This window comes from Mesorhizobium muleiense (assembly GCF_900099905.1).
Lineage (GTDB): Bacteria > Pseudomonadota > Alphaproteobacteria > Rhizobiales > Rhizobiaceae > Mesorhizobium > Mesorhizobium muleiense.
Genome location: NZ_FNEE01000010.1, coordinates 58,481 through 75,321 on the forward strand (window position 1 = coordinate 58,481; position 16,841 = coordinate 75,321).

Here is a 16,841-nt window from a genome sequence, read left to right on the forward strand (position 1 = left end):
TTAAGATGGTCTACTTGCCGCGGCGGCGCAGGCCGTCGAAATAGACGATGACGATGATCAGCACGCCGGTGATGATGCGCTGCCAGAACGCGTTGACGTTCAAGAGATTGGCGCCGTTGTTGATGGTGGCGAGGATGAAGGCGCCGAGCAGCGGTCCGTGCACCGAGCCGACGGCGCCGAACAGCGACGTGCCGCCGATCACCGACGAGGCGATCGCCTGCAACTCCCAGCCCTCGGCCTGCGTCGGATTGCCGATGCCGATGCGCGAGGCAAGCAGCACGCCGACAAAAGCCGCACACAGGCCAGACAGCGTATAGGCCATGTAGATGGTGCGCTGGACGTTGACACCGGACAGACGCGAGGCCTCGGCGTTGGAGCCGACCGAGAACAGATACCGGCCCCAGCGGCTGTGATGCAGGAAGATGTAGGCAGGGATGCCGACCAGGATCACCATCCAGAACAGATTGGGGACGCCGAGAAACGAGCTGCGCGAAAACAGCTGGAAGGCGTCGTTGTTGATCGAGATCGAGTTGCCGTTGGTCATCAAAAGGCCGATGCCGCGCAGCGAGGTCAGCGTCGCCAGCGTGATGATGAAGGGCGGCAGGCCCATCTTGACGATGCCAAAGCCATGGAACAGGCCGATGGCGACGCCGACCAGCAAGGTGATCAGGATGGCGAGGTAAATCGGCACGCCGGCATTGATCAGCATCGCAACGATGACGGTGGCGAAGCCAACGACGGCGCCGACGGAAAGGTCGATGCCGCCGGTGATGATGACGAAGGTCTGGCCGACCGCCAGGATGGCGATCATCGAACCTTGCCGCAGCAGGTTCGAGATGTTGTTGGCGGAGGCGAAGCTCGGCGTCGCCACCGACAGGATGACCCACAACAGCACCAGCAGCGCCAGCAGCGTCAGCCCGAACAGGGCATTGTAGTTGCGTTTCGGCCTTTCGGCAGCAATCGCCTCGGTGCTCATATCTGTCCTCCCGGTTTTTCTTGTTTCTCGGCCAGCGCCTGGGTGAGGATCTCCTCATGGTCGGCAGTGTGGAAACCATGCGTGGCCACCAGTTTGCCGCGCCGAAACACATGCAGCGTGTCGGCCAGTTCATAGACCTCGGGCAGATAGGACGAGATCAGGATGATGCCGGCGCCCTTGGACAACAGTTCGCCGAACAGGCGGTAGATCTCGGCCTTGGTGCCGACATCGACGCCAACTGTCGGCTCGTCGAAGATGAACAGCTTGGCGCCGTGCGCCAGCCATTTGCCAATGACGATCTTCTGCTGGTTGCCGCCGGACAGGCTGGAGGCGAGGGCGTGGCGCGTCGGCGTCTTGATCCTGAGATTGGCGATCTGGCGATCCGCCTCGGTCTTCTCCTGCGCGCTGGAGATCAGCAGATTGCTGGAGATGCGCTTGTAGATCGGCAGATTGAGATTGAGGCCGACCGGGAGGTTGAGGCAGAGGCCCTGGTCGCGGCGGCTTTCCGGCGCCAGAGCCATGCCGAGCTTGATAGCGTCATGCTCGGAGTTGACCTGAACCTCCTTGCCCTTCCAGAGGATCTGGCCGGCCGACTTGCGATGACGGCCGTAGAGCGTGGTGACGAACTCACTGCGCCCGGCGCCGATCAGGCCATAGAGCCCGACGATTTCGCCGGCACGGATCGTCATCGAGACATTTTCAAAACCCTTGCCGGAGAGATTTCGGGCTTCGAGGAGCGTCGCGCCCGGGATAAAATGCTCCTTGTGATAGACTTGCTCGATCGAGCGGTTGATCATCATCTTGACCAACTCGGCGTCGTTGGTCTCGGCGATGTTCCGGGTGCCGACAAGCGTGCCGTCGCGCAGCACCGAGACACGGTCGGCGAGCTCGAACACCTCTTCCATGCGGTGGCTGATGTAGATGATGGTGACGCCTTCGCCCTTCAGCCGGCGGATCAGCGTGAACAGCTGGTCGGCTTCCTTGCGGGTGAGATAGGCAGTCGGTTCGTCGAAGATCAGGAACTTGGTGCCGCGCACGGTGGCACGGGCGGCGGCGATCAGCTGCTGCTGGCCTATGGTCAGGTCACCCAGCACGACATGCGCCGGCAGATCGAAGCCGAGATCGTCGATGATCTTCTGCGCTTCCCTGACCATGGCCCGCTGCTGCAGGATACCGAAGCGGGAATCCTCCTCGCCGAGGAACATGTTGGCCGCGACAGTGAGATGGCGGCACAGAACGACCTCCTGATGCACGGCATTGATGCCGAGCGCCATCGCCTCATGCGGCGTCGCCAGCGCTGCCGGCTTGCCCTCCCAGATGACGTCACCGGAGGTGCGCGGCATGACCCCGGTCAAAAGCTTGATCAGGGTGGATTTGCCGGCACCGTTCTCGCCGACAATGGCGTGGATTTCGCTGGCCTTGAAGGCGAGGTTAACCGGCTTCAGCGCGTGCGTGCCGGGATATCGTTTTTCCAGTCCCTTGAGTTCGAGGATCGTCCTGCCCGGTTCCAGCGTTGGGGCCGGATGCAGTTCCTGCGCCGTCGACGTCATGACGTTCCTCCCAGATTGGCCTCCCAGATTGGCCCCACGAGTGGCACGAGTGTAGGTCGTTTCCGGGGCAAAAAGCCCCGGAAACGGTGTGCCAATGCCGGTGCTCAGTCGAGCTTCGGATTGAGCAGCGCGTCGATCTTCGGATCTTTCATGTTAGCCTTGGTGACGAGGTTGGCGCCGGTGTCGACATTGGCCTCGACCTTCTCGCCTTTCGAGGCAGCGAGCGCCGTCTTGATGCCGTCATAGCCCATCCGGTACGGATCCTGGACGACGAGGCCGGAAATGACGCCGTCATTGAGGAACTTGACCAGCTTCTCGTCGCTGTCGAAGCCGATCAGCCCGACCTTGCCGGCAAGGCTGTTCTCGGCGATCGCCTGGCCAACGCCCTGCGCCATGATCAGGTTGGAGGCGAAGATGCCCTTGAGGTTCGGGTTGGCGGTGATCAGGTCGGTGGCGATGTTGAGGCCGGTGGTGGCCTGGCCGTCGGCGTATTTGTCGGCGATGAGCTTGAGGCCGGGATATTTGGCGGCAAGCTGTTCCTTGAAGCCTTGGGCGCGCTGCTCGAGCGAGCCTGCGCCGGGAAGCGCAGTGATCAGGGCGACGTCGCCCTCGATTTTGCCGCCATTGGCTTCGCCGATCGCGGCGGCCAGCCCGTCAGCGGCGACGCGGCCGCCCTGGATATTGTCTGTGGTCAGGAACGAGGTGAAGGCCTTGGAGTCGGCGCCGGAATCGATGCCGATGATCTTGACGTTGGTGGCTGCCTCGTCGATCGGCTTGCCGAGCGCCTTGGCCTCGGTCGGTGCGATGACGACGGCGGCCGGGCTGCCGGCGACGGCGTTTTCAAGGATCGAGATCTGGCCGTTGACGTCGGTCTCCGCCTGGGCGCCGAGTTCCGGTACGTTGACGCCGAGGTCCTTGCCGGCCTTGCGGGCGCCGGCCAGGACGATCTGCCAGTAGAAAGAGGTGGTGTCCTTGACGATGATCGGAATGGTTACGTCCGCCGCCGAAGCCGGCGCCGAATGCATCACGCCGGCAAGCATCGAGGCGGCGGCGAGCGCCACGAATGCGCGGCGGTTGAGAATGCTGGTCACGAATTTCATTAGACTTCCTCCCTAGGTCGCCAGGTGAACGTAGCGGAAGCTCGGTTTGGATAGGCGCTGGCCAAACGGAACTTTATCAATAAAAAACATTTACCGCATTTTGATAGTGCATCGGTCCGGTCGACGCAAGCGGTGTTTCGTATCGTCCTGCCTATGCCTCGACCGGAAGGGAGTGCCGATCCTCATTGCCAAACCCCTCCCCCGAAAAGGTATGGAATATTAATTCTATCTGCCAGTCAAGATGGAATATTCGTTCTTTTTTGAGGCGTAAGGTGAGGCGCCTCCTGATCGCACCGTCCGCCGTTCAACCGGCGAAGGCCGCAGCGCATCAGCCGAGCTTCTGAACGACCGTGTAGGGATCATATTTGGCGAATTCTGTTTCGGGCACCTGGATGTCGAGCAGTTGCAGATTTCGTTCCAGATTGGCCGGTTTGGCGGTGCCCGTCAGCACAGAAGCCACCACAGGCTCGTGCAGCGGGAACTGGAACGCTGCGGCGGCAAGCGGATAGCCGCCCTCGGCGGCGATTTTTTCCATGGCGCCGACCCGGCCGAGAATGTCCTGGGTGGCCGGCTGGTAGTCGAAATGCGCACCCGGCACCGGGCCGGTCGCCAGGATGCCCGAGTTGAAGACGCCGCCGATGATCAGCGAGGTCTGCCGTTGCCGGCAAAGCGGCAGCAATTCGGCTTCGGCGGTGCGGTCAAGCAGCGAATAGCGGCTGGCGAGCAGGATGCAGTCGAGCGGCGCCTGGCGCAGCACATCGAGACAGATCTGAACCTCGTTGACGCCAAGGCCGTAGGCGGAAATGACCCTGGACGACTTCAGCTCTTCCAGCGCCTTCAGCCCGCCATCCAAAAACTGGCGGAAATGCAGCTTCGTTTTCTCGACGCCATGCGTATAGACGCCGATGTCGTGAACGAACAGGATGTCGATTCGATTGAGGCCAAGCCGCGCATAGCTGAACTCGACCGAGCGCATGATGCCGTCGTAGGAATAGTCGTAGTCGGGCGCAAAGGGCAGCGGATCGACATAGGAATGATCCGGAATCCGGTCTTCCGGCACCGGCCGCAACAGGCGCCCGACCTTGGTCGACAGCACGTAGGAGTCCCGCGGCTTTTCGCGCAGGAAATCGCCGAAGCGGCGTTCCGAAAGGCCGAAGCCGTAGAAGGGCGCGGTATCGAAATAGCGCAAGCCGGCATCCCAGGCGACCTGCAGCGTCTGCATCGCCGTCTCGCGTGGGCAGGCTCGGTAGAGCCCGCCGACCGCCGCGCCGCCGAAGCTGACCTCGGTTATTTCCAGCGCGGTGCTGCCGACACGGCGTTTCTTCATGCAAAGCCTCCCACCGGCCATTGTCCGGCCTGTCTATCGTCGTTGTCGGTTAGCGGTCGGGCTAGAGGGTCGCTCCGAGGTGCCACGGCACGAACTCGTTGTCGCCGTAGCCGAACTCCTCGCTCTTGGTCTTGCGGCCGGAAGCCGTCTCGACGATCAGCTCGAAAATCTCGCGGCCCATGCCGGCAATGGTCTTGTCGCCGGAGGCGATGACGCCGCAGTTCACGTCCATGTCCTCTTCCATCGCGTGGTACATGGTCGAGTTGCTGGCGACCTTGATCGACGGTGTCGGCCGGCAGCCGAAGCAGGAACCGCGGCCGGTGGTGAAGACGATGACGTTGGCGCCGCCAGCCACCTGGCCGGTGGCGGAAACCGGGTCGTAGCCGGGCGTGTCCATGAACACCAAGCCGTGGCCGCTGACCTTCTCGGCATAGCCGAAGACGCCGTTGAGCGGCGTCTGGCCGCCCTTGGCGACGGCGCCAAGCGACTTCTCCAAAATGGTGGTCAGGCCGCCGCGCTTGTTGCCGGGTGACGGATTGTTGTCGATGGAGGCGCCATGCTTGGCGACATGATCTTCCCACCACTTTACATAGCCATCGAGCTTGGCGGCTATCTCCGGGGTCGCCGCACGATAGGCGAGCAGATGCTCGGCGCCGTAGATTTCCGTCGTCTCGGAGAGGATGCCGATGCCGCCGACGCCGGCCAGGATGTCGACGGCGGCGCCCAGCGCCGGATTGGCGGTGATACCGGACATGCCGTCGGAGCCGCCGCATTGCAGGCCGACGACGATCTCGCTGACCGGGATCGGCTCACGCTCAAGCTTGCCGACCTCCTCTGATATCTCGGCCAGCACGACCAACGCCTTCTCGACAGATTTGCGCGAGCCGCCGGCTTCCTGGATGTTGAAATGGCGCTTTCCCGCGGCGACGCCCTTCTGGCCATAGAGGGTGAGCTGGTTGACCTCGCAGCCGAGACCGACCATCAGCACACCGCCAAAATTCGGATGACGGGCATAGCCGGCAAGCGTGCGGTGCAGCACCATCATGCCGTCGCCGGTGGCGCTCATGCCGCAGCCCTGGCCGTGAACGATGGGAACGAAGCCGTCGATCCCCGGATATCTGGGCAGCAGCGTCCGGTTCGCCTCGTCGGCGATGGCGTGGCAAACGGTGGCCGAGCAATTGACGCTGGCGAGAACGCCGATGAAGTTGCGCGTGCCGGCACGGCCGTCGGCGCGGCGGTAGCCCATGAAGGTGCGGGCGCGATCGGCCTCTGTGGCGTGTACGGCCTCGCTCGGCGGCACCACCGGCAAACGCCCGGATTCGAAGACCAGATTGTGCGAATGGACATGCTCGCCGGGCGCAATGGCTTCAGTGGCGCGGCCGATCGCCTGGGCGTATTTGACCACGGCCTCGCCGGCGGCAATCGGCTTGATCGCCACCTTGTGGCCGGGTTCGATCAGCGCCGTGGCAACGGCGCCGCCCGGCAGCACCGCGCCGATCTCGATGCGGCCGTTGGCGACCGCGACATTGTCGGCGGGGGACAGAAGAATGCTGTTTGCGGTGTTCACGGGCAGTTTCCTGGGTGTTCCTGGGATCGGCAAGCGATTGACACGCGCCTGTTAACAGTTAATGTCTTTTATCGTGAAAAAACAGTTTTGCGTCAATTGTTTTTTCGTGACGAAGCCGCGCGTTCTTGCGGATGCGCAGAGGACCGGACGCTGGAACCAGGCCTGACTTCCGAAAAGCGATTCCGCTTCCCGGGAGCTTGCGCCAGAAGCATCTGCATATCGCGCTTCAAGCCGGCCGCCGCAAGCGCCGGCGCGCAACGGGGCAGGGGATGTCGAAGAGCAACAACGTCTATAAGGACGCCTACAATCGCGGTTTGCGGCTGCTCGACGAAACGAAAAGCCTGCCGTCAGAGCCCGAGCTGGGCACCCTGCTTGGCGTCAGCCGCACGACGATCCGCACCATCCTTGCGCGCATGGAAGAGACCGGGCTGATCGCCTGGAACAAGCGCAGCAAGACGGTTTTGCGCGTGCCGCGGCCGGACGACTTTTTCCCCGAGGAAGAAACCGACACGCTGTCGCAGATCATCGAGCGCTCCTTCATGCGGCGGCTGCTTGTCGGCGGTGCTGAGCCCGGCATGCAGATCAACGAGCTCGAGCTGGCGCGCGAGATCGGCGTTGGCACCACCAGCGTGCGCGAGTTCCTGATCCGCTTTTCCCGCTTCGGGCTGATCGAGAAGCGCCGCAACAGCCATTGGGTGCTGAAAGGCTTTACCCGCGCTTTCGCGCTGGAACTGACTGAAATCCGCGAGATGTTCGAACTGCGCTCGGCCTCCGCTTTCGCCGCGCTGCCGGAAGACAGCCCGGTGTGGGCCGACCTCGACCTGCTGGAGGACGAGCATCGCCTGCTGGCGCGCGAGATCGCAACGCGCTTCAACGAATTCTCGGAACTCGACGAGCGCTTTCACCGGCTGATCCACCGCGCGTCGCACAATCGCTTCATCGTCGATTTCTACGACGTCATCGCCATGATCTTCCACTACCACTATCAGTGGAACAAGGCGCAGGAGCGGGAGCGCAACGAAGTGGCGGTCGCGGAACACCTTGCCTATATCGCGGCGCTCAAATCGCGCGATCTCGGCAAGGTCGACGCCGCCTGCCGCAAGCATCTGAAATCGGCGCGCAATACGCTGTTGACCTCGATCCCGGAGGGCCAGCAACCATAGCTAGCTTTAGGTTGTTGTTTTATGCATGTCGTTATCGCAAAACCGCTGCATACTTTTGCGCGACATGCATTAAAGCGCCGCGTTGCCGCAGTGGTAATTTGGCGATTTTCCGACCGCCGGCCGCGTGCTAAATATCTGGCCGTTGCTGCGTGAGGAGGCAGGCCTTTGAACATCCGGCGGAGACGATGGAGCATGCCGTCGGCATTCGCCGCGGTCTATTTGCTCGTCCTCCAGTCGGTGCTTGGCGCATTCGCCTTCGGCATCGGGCCGGATGCTTCCCAACGCGATGCTTTCGGCAACGTCATCTGCACCCAGGACGGCGCTGCCCAGCGTTCCGGCGGTGATCCGCACCAGCAGCACATGCCGGCTTGCTGCATGCCTGGCTGCGGCATGGCTTCGGCTGTCTACGCGCCGCCGCCCGCTGCCGCCACGGTGTCCGGCAATTTTTCCGTCGAAGCCGTTGCGTTTGTGCTGCCGGCGTTCAGGTATCTCGACTTTGCCCGCGACCGCTCTCCGTCGAATCCGCGCGCGCCTCCGGTGACGGCCTGATCCGTCCCAGTTCGCCTTGCGGAATTTGTCGCGGGCGAATTCGTTCAACATCGAAACTGTTCGCGACCGGCCGACGGCGCGATTTCTCAGTTCCTGGAGCTATCATGTCTCACACTTTTCGCGCGCGGCCCGGCCGCAACAGCCGCTTCCTGCGCAGCTTCGAGGAGCGACTCGGCGTCACCGTACTCCTCCTCGCCCTGCTGTTCGTCAGCGCCCAGGCCGTTTTCGCGCATGAGTTCAGGGTTGGCGACCTCGAGATCGTGCATCCCTGGTCGCGCGCCACGCCGCCCGGCGCCAAAGTCGCCGGCGGCTACTTCACCGTGACCAACACCGGCAGTTCGCCGGATCGGCTGCTGTCGATCTCCTCCGATGTGTCGGACAGGACCGAACTGCACGAAATGGGCGTCAAGGACGGCGTCATGACCATGCGGCCGGTCAGCGGCGGCCTCGAAATCCCGGCCGGCGGCAAGGTCGCGCTAGCTCCCGGCGGTTATCACTTGATGTTTATCGGCCTCAAGCGTCAGCCCAAACAAGGTGAGACGTTTTCCGCTGCGCTGACCTTCGAAAAGGCTGGCACGGTCGCCGTCGAGTTCACGGTGGAAGGCATGGGCGAAACGGGCGGCATGCACGACCATGCCAATTGATCCGGCCAGATCCGCTCAATTCAAACTCGAGGAACCATCATGAACAATTATCTTCTGTCGGCCGGCGTGTTTTTCGTCCTGGGGACAAGTGCTGCCTTTGCCCAAATTACGCTGGAAGCGCAGGAGGCGGCGGTCGGTTCGACCTACAAGGCCGTCCTGCGCGTGCCGCATGGCTGTGAAGGCAAGGCGACGACCGCCGTGCGCGTGCAGATCCCGGAGGGAGTGATTTCAGTGAAGCCGATGCCGAAGGCCGGCTGGACGCTGCAGGTCAAGAACGGCAGATACGAGAAATCCTATCAGCTCCATGGTCAAGAGGTGTCCAGCGGCGTCAAGGAAGTGAATTGGAGCGGCGGCAGCCTGCCGGACGAATTCTACGACGAATTCGTCTTCCGCGGCACACTGGCGGCGGATCTGCCGGCAGGCCAAACGCTCTACTTCCCGGTGGTGCAGGAATGCGAAGGCGCCGCCGAACGCTGGATCGAGATTCCAGCGGCCGGCCAGGATGAGGACGCGCTGGAATATCCGGCGCCCGGCCTCAAGCTTGCGCCGAAGCAATGATTTTTTGGCGGCGCGCCTTGTTCGAAAGAGCGCGCCGCTGTTTTTGTGCCGTGACATGAGTGCTGCATCCCTGCTGCGAACGGTCTGCACAACCGGCCGATTTGCGATCTGCCTGCTGGCTGCGATCGTGCTGCTTGCCGCCATTGCCGCGCCAGGTCAGGCCTTCGCCCACGCGGCGCTGGTCACAACCGAGCCGACGGACGGCGCCGTGCTGGCGCAGAGCCCCGCGCAGTTCTCGCTGACCTTCAGCGAGCCGGTGTCACCGCTGATGCTGACCTTGGTGCGGCCCGATGGAACGCCGGTTCCGCTGACATCCTTTCGGCTCAATGGCCAGACGCTCGACATCGACAATCCGCAACGGCTCGGATCCGGCACCCATGTGCTGAGCTGGCGGGTGATCTCCGCCGATGGCCATCCGGTCGGCGGCTCGGTGCTGTTTTCGATCGGCGCGCCGAGTGCGGCGCCGGCCGTCGCCGAAGCTGTCGACCGGGGTCTGAGGTCGGCAATCTGGATCGGCAAGGTCTTTCTCTATGTCGGCCTGTTTCTCGGCGTCGGCGGCGCCTTTGCCATCGCCTGGCTGGCGAAGGGCGAGCGTTCCGGCCGGCGCTTCGTCATCGCCGCGATCCTGTGCGGCCTCGTCGCGGCGCCGTTGTCGCTCGGCTTGCAGGGACTGGACGCGCTCGGCGCACCGTTCGTCCGGCTGGCGCAGCCAGGCGTCTGGCAGGCCGGGCTCGCCACCAGCTTCGGCTGGACGGTGCTGATCGCGCTGGTGGCGCTCGGGCTTGGCCTGCTGTCGCTGGTCGGGCCGCGCGGCGGCGCAAAACTGTTTGCCGTTGCAGGCCTGGCCGGTATCGGTGCCGCCCTTGCCGCCAGCGGGCATGCAAGTGCCGCCGAACCGCAATGGCTGACACGGCCGATGGTGTTTCTGCACGGCGCCGGCATCGCGTTCTGGGCCGGGGCGCTGGCGCCGCTCGGTCTCACTATCAGGCGGAAGCCGGCCGAGGCCGCGCCTTTCCTGCGTCGGTTTTCCCAGGCGATCCTGCATGTCGTGGCCGTGCTTGTGGCCACCGGCTTCGTGCTGGCTGTCATCCAGGTACAGGCGCCCGCAGCTTTGCTCGAGACCGCCTATGGCCGGCTGCTGCTGGTCAAGCTGGCGCTGCTGTTCATTCTGTTCATTCTGGCCGCCATCAACCGCTGGAAGCTGACCGGTCCCGCGGAAGCGGGAGAGACGGAAGTACAGAAGAGGCTGGTCCGCTCGATCGGCATTGAGATGCTGATCGTTCTGGCGATATTCGGCGTTGCCGCCGGCTGGCGCTTCACGCCGCCGCCACGCGCCCTGGCGATCGCAGCGGCGCAGCCGGCTTCGGTGCATATCCACACGCCGAAGGCGATGGCCGACCTCAGCATCACGCCCGGCCATGTCGGGCCGGTTGCCGCCTCGATCGTCATCATGACCGGGGATTTCGGCCCGCTCGATGCTGAGCAAGTGACGCTGGTGCTGTCAAAACCCGATGCCGGGATCGAGCCGATCAAACGCGCGGCGGCAAAGCCAGGCGACGGCACCTGGCGTGTCGACGATCTCGTCGTCCCGGTTCCCGGCCGATGGACGGCGCGGCTCGATATCCTCATCTCGGATTTCGAGATGGTGAAGATAGAGGCGCCGATCGACATCAGGCCGTGAGGACAAGCTGCAACACAATTCGGCGAGTGCGGTTGACGCGGCCCTGAAGGCCCGTCAATCATCCGGCAAGAATGGCATCCCGACAAGAATGGTCGTCGCCACAAATCGCGGCCTCAACAAAAGATCCGAAAGCAGGGAAGAAACGATGGAAAAAGCCGAAATCGGCCTGATCGGCCTTGGCACGATGGGCTCCAACCTGGCGCTCAACATCGCCGAGAAGGGGCACCGCATAGCCGTTTTCAACCGCACCGCGGCACGCACCGACGCCTTTGTCGAGAATGCCGGGGCGCTGAAGAACATGGTGGTGCCGTGCTACAGCCTGGAGGAACTCGCCGCCGCCATCCGGCCGCCGCGGCCGATCATCATCATGGTGCTGGCCGGCAAGCCGGTCGACGAGCAGATCGCGGCACTGCGCGGCGTGCTGTCGGCCAACGACATCGTCATCGACGCCGGCAATGCCAATTTCCGCGACACGATGCGGCGCTTCTCCGAGCTTTCCGGTTCGGGTCTCACCTTCATCGGCATGGGCGTGTCCGGTGGCGAGGAGGGCGCGCGCCATGGACCGTCGATCATGGTCGGCGGCACCGAAGAGTCCTGGAAACGCGTCGAAAAGGTGCTGACCGCCATTTCGGCAAAGTTCAGGGACGAGCCCTGTGCGGCATGGCTTGGCACCGATGGCGCCGGGCATTTCGTCAAGACCATCCACAACGGCATCGAATATGCCGACATGCAGATGATCGCCGAGATCTACGGCATCTTGCGCGACGGCTTAAGCATGGGGCCGAAGCAGATCGCGCAGGTGTTTGCCGGCTGGAACAAGGGCCGGCTCAACTCCTATCTGATCGAGATCACCGCCAAGGTGCTGGCCGCCGACGATCCGAAGACAGGCAAGCCGGTGGTGGATCTCATCCTCGACCGCGCCGGCCAGAAGGGCACCGGCAAATGGTCGGTGATCGAGGCGCAGCAGCTCGGCATTCCGGCCACCGCAATCGAGGCCGCGGTGGCGGCGCGCGTGCTGTCGTCGATCAAGGACGAGCGCCTGGCCGCCGAAAAGGCCTATGGCACAGGCGGCGTGACCAGGATTTCCGGAGACAAGGACGCGCTTCTTGGCGATCTCGAACTGGCGCTGTTCGCCGGCAAGATATCAGCCTATGCGCAAGGCTTCGCGGTGATGAGCGGCGCGTCGAAGGAATTCAACTGGGACCTGCCGATGCCGACCATCGCCAAGATCTGGCGGGCAGGCTGCATCATCCGCTCGCAATTGCTGGACACGATGGCGGAAGCCTTCGGCACCGGCGGGGCGGCCACCAATCTTTTGATGGCACCGGCCTTCATAGCGATGATGCAGGAAGCGCATCCATCGCTGCGGCGCATCGTGGCAAGGGCGTCGGAAGCCGGCTCGCCGGTGCCGGCGCTGTCGTCGGCGCTCGCCTATTTCGACAGCTACCGCCAGGGCCGCGGCACCTCGAACCTGATCCAGGCGCAACGCGATTTCTTCGGCGCGCACGGCTTCGAACGCATCGATGGGCCGGGCGCTTTCCATGGCCCGTGGGGCAGCGGAGCGGCAGCTTAGCGCCTCATGTCAGTCACTCCCGATCGGCCGCGGGCTTCCTGAAACCTGTCATTCACTGAGCCGGTCATTGAGACCAATTCGATTGCCGACGGGCTCATTCCCAGCTATCGAAGAAAATGGGGGCAAGTTTAATGGCAAAAGAAGAAATTGGCGCCGTGGACGTTGTGGCGGACGGCGAATTGGATTCAGCGACTACTGTTGCAGAAGCAATCCAGGCGATAATTGAGGAGTTTGACGTCCAGCCGGTCCTATTCGTCGGCTCGGGTCTACCTCGCCGGTACATGGGAGCGCCGGACTGGGAGGGCGCCCTTAGGTATGCCCTCGACACTGTCGGCAATCGCGCGCAGCCGTATTCTTATTTCGTTCAGAAGTTCGGGGATGACAAAGTCAGGATCGGTACCGCGATAGCCGATCTGATCTTCGAATGGGCATGGAGTGACGGCAGGGAGCGTTTCGACCCCGCGCTTTTCCAGGGCACAGACAGACACGTGTTCATGAAGTCGATAGTCGCGGAGCATCTAAATAAGATTACGCCGTCCGATCGGCGCGGTCTTGCGGCGGAGTATAGTGAAGAGATATCCGCGTTGAGGGATATACGCCCCCACGCCATCATCACCACCAACTACGATTCCATGATCGAGCTGATCTTTGAAGGCTACGAGCCTATCGTCGGGCGTGGGGTCCTTCGGTACGACCTCAATTCGTTTGGCGAAATCTTCCATATTCATGGCATGACCGAAGATCCGCAGAGCCTCGTTCTCACCAGCGCCGACTATGAAAACTGGCACAAGCAGAGCCGGTACTTCGCTGCGAAACTCCTGACGTACTTTGTCGAACATCCGGTCTTCATTTTTGGCTATGGCCTGGGCGATCCGAATGTCCGAACACTGCTTCAGGACATCGGACGGATTGTAGCGGACGAAAGTGGATTGGTAGGTAACGTCGCCCAGGTGGTTTGGCATGCCGAACTCAAAGCCGGTCCGTGGCAGTCCGAGGTGGCCATCGACGACGAAGATGATGGTCGACAATACAGGCTACGCGTCTTCAATGTTTCATCTCTGAAGGAGGTTTTCGAGTTGCTGTCCGCAAGGCACGAGCTGAAACAGGTCAATCCGGCCCTGCTACGCGCCCTCGCCGCAAGATTGATGAAACTCACGCGCAAAGACATTCCCCGTGGAACTGTGGAGGTGGACTATACCACCCTGGAAAAGGTAGCTCAGGACGACGAACAGCTCCCTCGTATGCTCGGTCTAACCTTGGCTGACACCGACAACAAAACGCATCCCTTCACGCTCACCCAAGTCGCGGACGAACTCAAGCTCAAGGGATGGAACGCCCTGAATCCGGTCATTAGAAAGATCAAGGATGAGAAAGGAATAGACTTGCGAGCCTCTGACAATTGCTACCACGAGCGGATTAAGACGGGGAAAAAGTCGGCGACGAGGAAATGGTCGCATGATGCAGTCGGGCTGTTCTGCAATGTGCTCGCGGGTAAGGAGTACAAGCTGCGGGATTGATTCATTTCGTCCCATTTTTAATCCGTATCAGAATCAGCACAGCGTTAAACGACTGCGTTTGGAAGCAGAACGGCGCCTCAAGAGGCAGCCTGGAAAGCAGGTTTCAAGTCGACTGCCGTAGTATGGATTTGAAAACGGGAAATCTGGCGCCGCAACCCAATGCTTGGTGAGATCTGCCAATGATCGACTGCAAAGAAATCCCTGACGGCGATGCTTGGGAGGCGTTTTGTCGAGACTATCTCGTAGCCCTAGGCCTGGTCGTCGAAATTCCACCTGCCAAAGGGCCAGATGGCGGCCTCGATCTCTTGGTCAAAGAACAGCTGCGCGGTTCTCTTGCGTCTCGGCCATTTACTTGGCTCGTTAGCTGCAAACACTACGCAACTAGTGGGAAGTCAGTCGGAACCGCTGACGAAATCAACATCACCGATCGCCTAGAGCAGCATGGAGCGGATGGCTTCATCGGGTTCTATTCTACCATGGCAAGCGCTGCGCTCGTCACGAGGCTTAAAGAGCTTCGCGACCAAAAGAAAATAGAATCCTACGAGATCTATGACGGCACGCGAATTGAAAATGGTTTTCATGACGCTGGGCTGTCCGGAGTTCTCTTACAGCACCTTCCCAAAAGTCACACGTCTCTACGGCCCATCCACCCGCTGCTGGGCCGGTATCAGCCTCTACCTTGTGACGTCTGCGGAAAGGACCTGCTTAAGGCTAGCGTAACAAAAGAGACACTAGGGAACATAACCTTTGCGACCCGCTACGGCATTGGCGACGAACCCATCATCGAGAGCGTTCACTTTGTATGCAAAGGCGAATGCGACCAGCGTATGGATCATCTTATCCATAACCGCGGCCTCACTACGGCGTGGGACGACATTTCTGATTACTGCAATCCACTGATTTTCATACGCCGGATCACGGGGTACACCAATCAGATGAGAACAGCTCCCAACTCTTACGCGAACGCAGCGCACGACAGGCTGATCAACTTTTACATCACTTTAAGTCAGCGAACCCTTCGGCAGACCAATGGGGAGGATCGGAAGGCACTCATTGATGCCATCGAGCTTGAAGGACTAGGCGTGTGACTGCCGTCTCAATTTGGTTGGTGCTCTATAGAAATCGAGATGAAGCCCTGAGACGCGGGTAACTATCAGACCCTTTACGTCGTGGGGGAACCAGTCATGGCGGTCGCAAACATAACGGCGGCTTTGTTCGGAATTTGGACCCGATTGCGGACTGTCAACTTGCGGCCCCATAGCTGTCGACTAGACTAAGCACGCCCGGCCTCCCATTCAACACTATCAGGATTGGCTTACCATCCACTTAGCAAGGCGTTGATACCTAAACATCAGTTTTGCTGCCGACCTCCCATTCTGGCCAGGGAAGCATGAAGAAGGCGACCATGGCCAGCAGGCACGCCGCGGCGATGAACGCGAAGACAGCAGCGAATTGATTGACGCTAAACGTGCTCGCGGTGGACGCCACCCATCCAGTTGCGCCCTGCAAGATGGCAACGCCGAGGAATGCAGCTGTGTTCAGAATTCCGAATGCCCGGCCGACGACCTGAGGATCATATGCACTCTTAGTGTCTGCGAACTGCAGGATCGTGAAGCCGGTGAGCGCCCCAAGCGCAACGCACATCGTGGCATCGACGATCCAGTTGGCGGAGATTGCAAGGATAAGGAAAATCCCGGCGGAAGTGGCCATGCTCGCGCAGATCAGGTATCGCCGTGAGCGTCCTTTCGCCCGCACCAGACCGAATAGCGGTGGGCCAACCAAGGTCGCGACCGACGAGGCGAGAAGCACATTCCCGACGCCCGTCAGTGTGAAGCCGTGTCGCTCCATGAACAAGGGTGTGGCCCACAGGCCCCTCAGCGCGATGTAGGACGGATAGCCAACGAGCGCGAGCGCAACGATGCCCTTGGTCTGCCGTTCTTTCAAGATTGCAAGCGTCTCTCGAATTGCGCCTGCGATGTCGCCTGAGTTCTTGCCGTGATCATCCCGAACGAGGACCAGGATGCAGACCAAGTTTGCCGCCGCAACGACGCCTGTCACCACAAAAGCGCTGCGCCAGCCCCAATGTTCGACTACCCATGCCAGCGGCGTGCCAGTGGCCAGTAACCCAAGGCCGCTGAAGCTGAGAACCAAGCCCGATACTCGGGCAAAACTCTTTTCAGAAAAATGTTTGCTTACAAAGAACAGCGATCCCACAAAGGCTGGTGCGCAGCCGATGCCAATGAGCAACTGCCCCAGCATCAAAACCGGGAAGCCGGTTGCAATGAACGACAGGAGCGCTCCCGCTACTGCAAGGAGGAAAGCCGAACCAACGGTCTTTCTCACGCCATAAAGGTCAAGCGCTAGGCCCATCGGGATCTGGGCGAGGGCAAAGGACAGATGGAAGGCGCCGGCGTAGATGCCGAGTTCTTCGGTCGAGAGTCCGAATTCACGTTGCAGTCCGGGGGCGACGATGGCCGCAATAGTACGAAACACCTGACTCATCGCAGCCACGCCAACAAGCGTCGCGAGCATGACTCCGGCCGCACCGGCCTTGTCTGCGTTGAATACTTTCAGCCTACCGCCCTCCTTCCGGCCAAGCCGCAATGCGATCGATAACCTGGTATCCCGTTGCACCT

At 61.5% G+C, this 16,841-nt stretch carries 14 protein-coding genes; 8 read left to right on the top strand and 6 right to left on the bottom strand.

What is annotated here, in order from left to right; all coding sequences use genetic code 11:
* Positions 1-10: 10 nt before the first annotated feature.
* The 5 genes from BLT09_RS18475 to BLT09_RS18495 form a co-directional block, all read right to left on the bottom strand.
* Positions 11-976 carry an ABC transporter permease gene (locus BLT09_RS18475; protein WP_091595434.1) on the bottom strand — a complete coding sequence of 322 codons (966 nt, stop codon included), beginning with the start codon at positions 974-976 and terminating at the stop codon, positions 11-13.
* Positions 973-2,526 (bottom strand): sugar ABC transporter ATP-binding protein, encoded by a 1,554-nt coding sequence (locus BLT09_RS18480; RefSeq protein WP_091595436.1) that lies wholly within the window; start codon positions 2,524-2,526, stop codon positions 973-975. The genes BLT09_RS18475 and BLT09_RS18480 overlap by 4 nt, the downstream gene beginning before the upstream one ends.
* 104 nt (positions 2,527-2,630) lie before the next feature.
* Complete coding sequence (locus BLT09_RS18485; protein ID WP_091595438.1) at positions 2,631-3,626, bottom strand: ABC transporter substrate-binding protein; 996 nt, start codon at positions 3,624-3,626, stop codon at positions 2,631-2,633.
* Between the two features lie 328 nt (positions 3,627-3,954).
* On the bottom strand, positions 3,955-4,953 hold the full coding sequence (locus BLT09_RS18490; RefSeq protein WP_091595440.1) for an aldo/keto reductase: 999 nt from the start codon (positions 4,951-4,953) through the stop codon (positions 3,955-3,957).
* Positions 4,954-5,014: 61 nt separating this feature from the next.
* The gene (locus tag BLT09_RS18495; RefSeq protein WP_091595442.1) at positions 5,015-6,520 is read right to left on the bottom strand and encodes a UxaA family hydrolase; all 1,506 of its coding nucleotides are present in this window, start codon (positions 6,518-6,520) and stop codon (positions 5,015-5,017) included.
* Between the two features lie 269 nt (positions 6,521-6,789).
* On the opposite strand from BLT09_RS18495, the gene BLT09_RS18500 reads away from it, so the two are divergent.
* The 8 genes from BLT09_RS18500 to BLT09_RS18535 all read left to right on the top strand — a co-directional run bounded on the left by BLT09_RS18500 (position 6,790) and on the right by BLT09_RS18535 (position 15,293).
* Positions 6,790-7,683 (top strand): GntR family transcriptional regulator, encoded by an 894-nt coding sequence (locus BLT09_RS18500; RefSeq protein ID WP_091595661.1) that lies wholly within the window; start codon positions 6,790-6,792, stop codon positions 7,681-7,683.
* Positions 7,684-7,875: 192 nt separating this feature from the next.
* The gene (locus BLT09_RS18505) at positions 7,876-8,232 is read left to right on the top strand and encodes a DUF2946 family protein (protein WP_091595444.1); all 357 of its coding nucleotides are present in this window, start codon (positions 7,876-7,878) and stop codon (positions 8,230-8,232) included.
* A gap of 104 nt (positions 8,233-8,336) precedes the next feature.
* Positions 8,337-8,876: a copper chaperone PCu(A)C gene (locus tag BLT09_RS18510; protein ID WP_091595446.1), complete on the top strand. Its 540-nt coding sequence runs from the start codon at positions 8,337-8,339 to the stop codon at positions 8,874-8,876.
* 39 nt (positions 8,877-8,915) lie between these two features.
* Entirely contained in the window at positions 8,916-9,434 is a 519-nt protein-coding gene (locus tag BLT09_RS18515; RefSeq protein ID WP_091595448.1) for a YcnI family copper-binding membrane protein, read from the top strand.
* 55 nt (positions 9,435-9,489) lie between these two features.
* Positions 9,490-11,115: a copper resistance CopC/CopD family protein gene (locus tag BLT09_RS18520; RefSeq protein WP_091595450.1), complete on the top strand. Its 1,626-nt coding sequence runs from the start codon at positions 9,490-9,492 to the stop codon at positions 11,113-11,115.
* A gap of 145 nt (positions 11,116-11,260) precedes the next feature.
* Complete coding sequence (gene gndA, locus BLT09_RS18525) at positions 11,261-12,688, top strand: NADP-dependent phosphogluconate dehydrogenase (RefSeq protein ID WP_091595663.1); 1,428 nt, start codon at positions 11,261-11,263, stop codon at positions 12,686-12,688.
* A gap of 131 nt (positions 12,689-12,819) precedes the next feature.
* Entirely contained in the window at positions 12,820-14,205 is a 1,386-nt protein-coding gene (locus tag BLT09_RS18530) for an SIR2 family protein (protein WP_167366473.1), read from the top strand.
* Positions 14,206-14,384: 179 nt separating this feature from the next.
* The gene (locus tag BLT09_RS18535; protein WP_091595454.1) at positions 14,385-15,293 is read left to right on the top strand and encodes a restriction endonuclease; all 909 of its coding nucleotides are present in this window, start codon (positions 14,385-14,387) and stop codon (positions 15,291-15,293) included.
* A gap of 256 nt (positions 15,294-15,549) precedes the next feature.
* On the opposite strand, the gene BLT09_RS18540 is transcribed toward BLT09_RS18535, so the two are convergent.
* Positions 15,550-16,839, bottom strand: a complete 1,290-nt coding sequence (locus tag BLT09_RS18540; RefSeq protein ID WP_091595456.1) for an MFS transporter — start codon at positions 16,837-16,839, stop codon at positions 15,550-15,552.
* Positions 16,840-16,841: the final 2 nt, after the last annotated feature.

Bases quoted from the DNA above. Each gene is read 5' to 3' on its own strand.
- BLT09_RS18475 (WP_091595434.1), bottom strand. From the start codon at position 976: ATGAGCACCGAGGCGATTGCTGCCGAAAGGCCGAAACGCAACTACAAT.
- BLT09_RS18480 (WP_091595436.1), bottom strand. From the start codon at position 2,526: ATGACGTCGACGGCGCAGGAACTGCATCCGGCCCCAACGCTGGAACCG.
- BLT09_RS18485 (WP_091595438.1), bottom strand. From the start codon at position 3,626: ATGAAATTCGTGACCAGCATTCTCAACCGCCGCGCATTCGTGGCGCTC.
- BLT09_RS18490 (WP_091595440.1), bottom strand. From the start codon at position 4,953: ATGAAGAAACGCCGTGTCGGCAGCACCGCGCTGGAAATAACCGAGGTC.
- BLT09_RS18500 (WP_091595661.1), top strand. From the start codon at position 6,790: ATGTCGAAGAGCAACAACGTCTATAAGGACGCCTACAATCGCGGTTTG.
- BLT09_RS18505 (WP_091595444.1), top strand. From the start codon at position 7,876: ATGCCGTCGGCATTCGCCGCGGTCTATTTGCTCGTCCTCCAGTCGGTG.
- BLT09_RS18510 (WP_091595446.1), top strand. From the start codon at position 8,337: ATGTCTCACACTTTTCGCGCGCGGCCCGGCCGCAACAGCCGCTTCCTG.
- BLT09_RS18515 (WP_091595448.1), top strand. From the start codon at position 8,916: ATGAACAATTATCTTCTGTCGGCCGGCGTGTTTTTCGTCCTGGGGACA.
- BLT09_RS18520 (WP_091595450.1), top strand. From the start codon at position 9,490: ATGAGTGCTGCATCCCTGCTGCGAACGGTCTGCACAACCGGCCGATTT.
- gndA (WP_091595663.1), top strand. From the start codon at position 11,261: ATGGAAAAAGCCGAAATCGGCCTGATCGGCCTTGGCACGATGGGCTCC.
- BLT09_RS18530 (WP_167366473.1), top strand. From the start codon at position 12,820: ATGGCAAAAGAAGAAATTGGCGCCGTGGACGTTGTGGCGGACGGCGAA.
- BLT09_RS18535 (WP_091595454.1), top strand. From the start codon at position 14,385: ATGATCGACTGCAAAGAAATCCCTGACGGCGATGCTTGGGAGGCGTTT.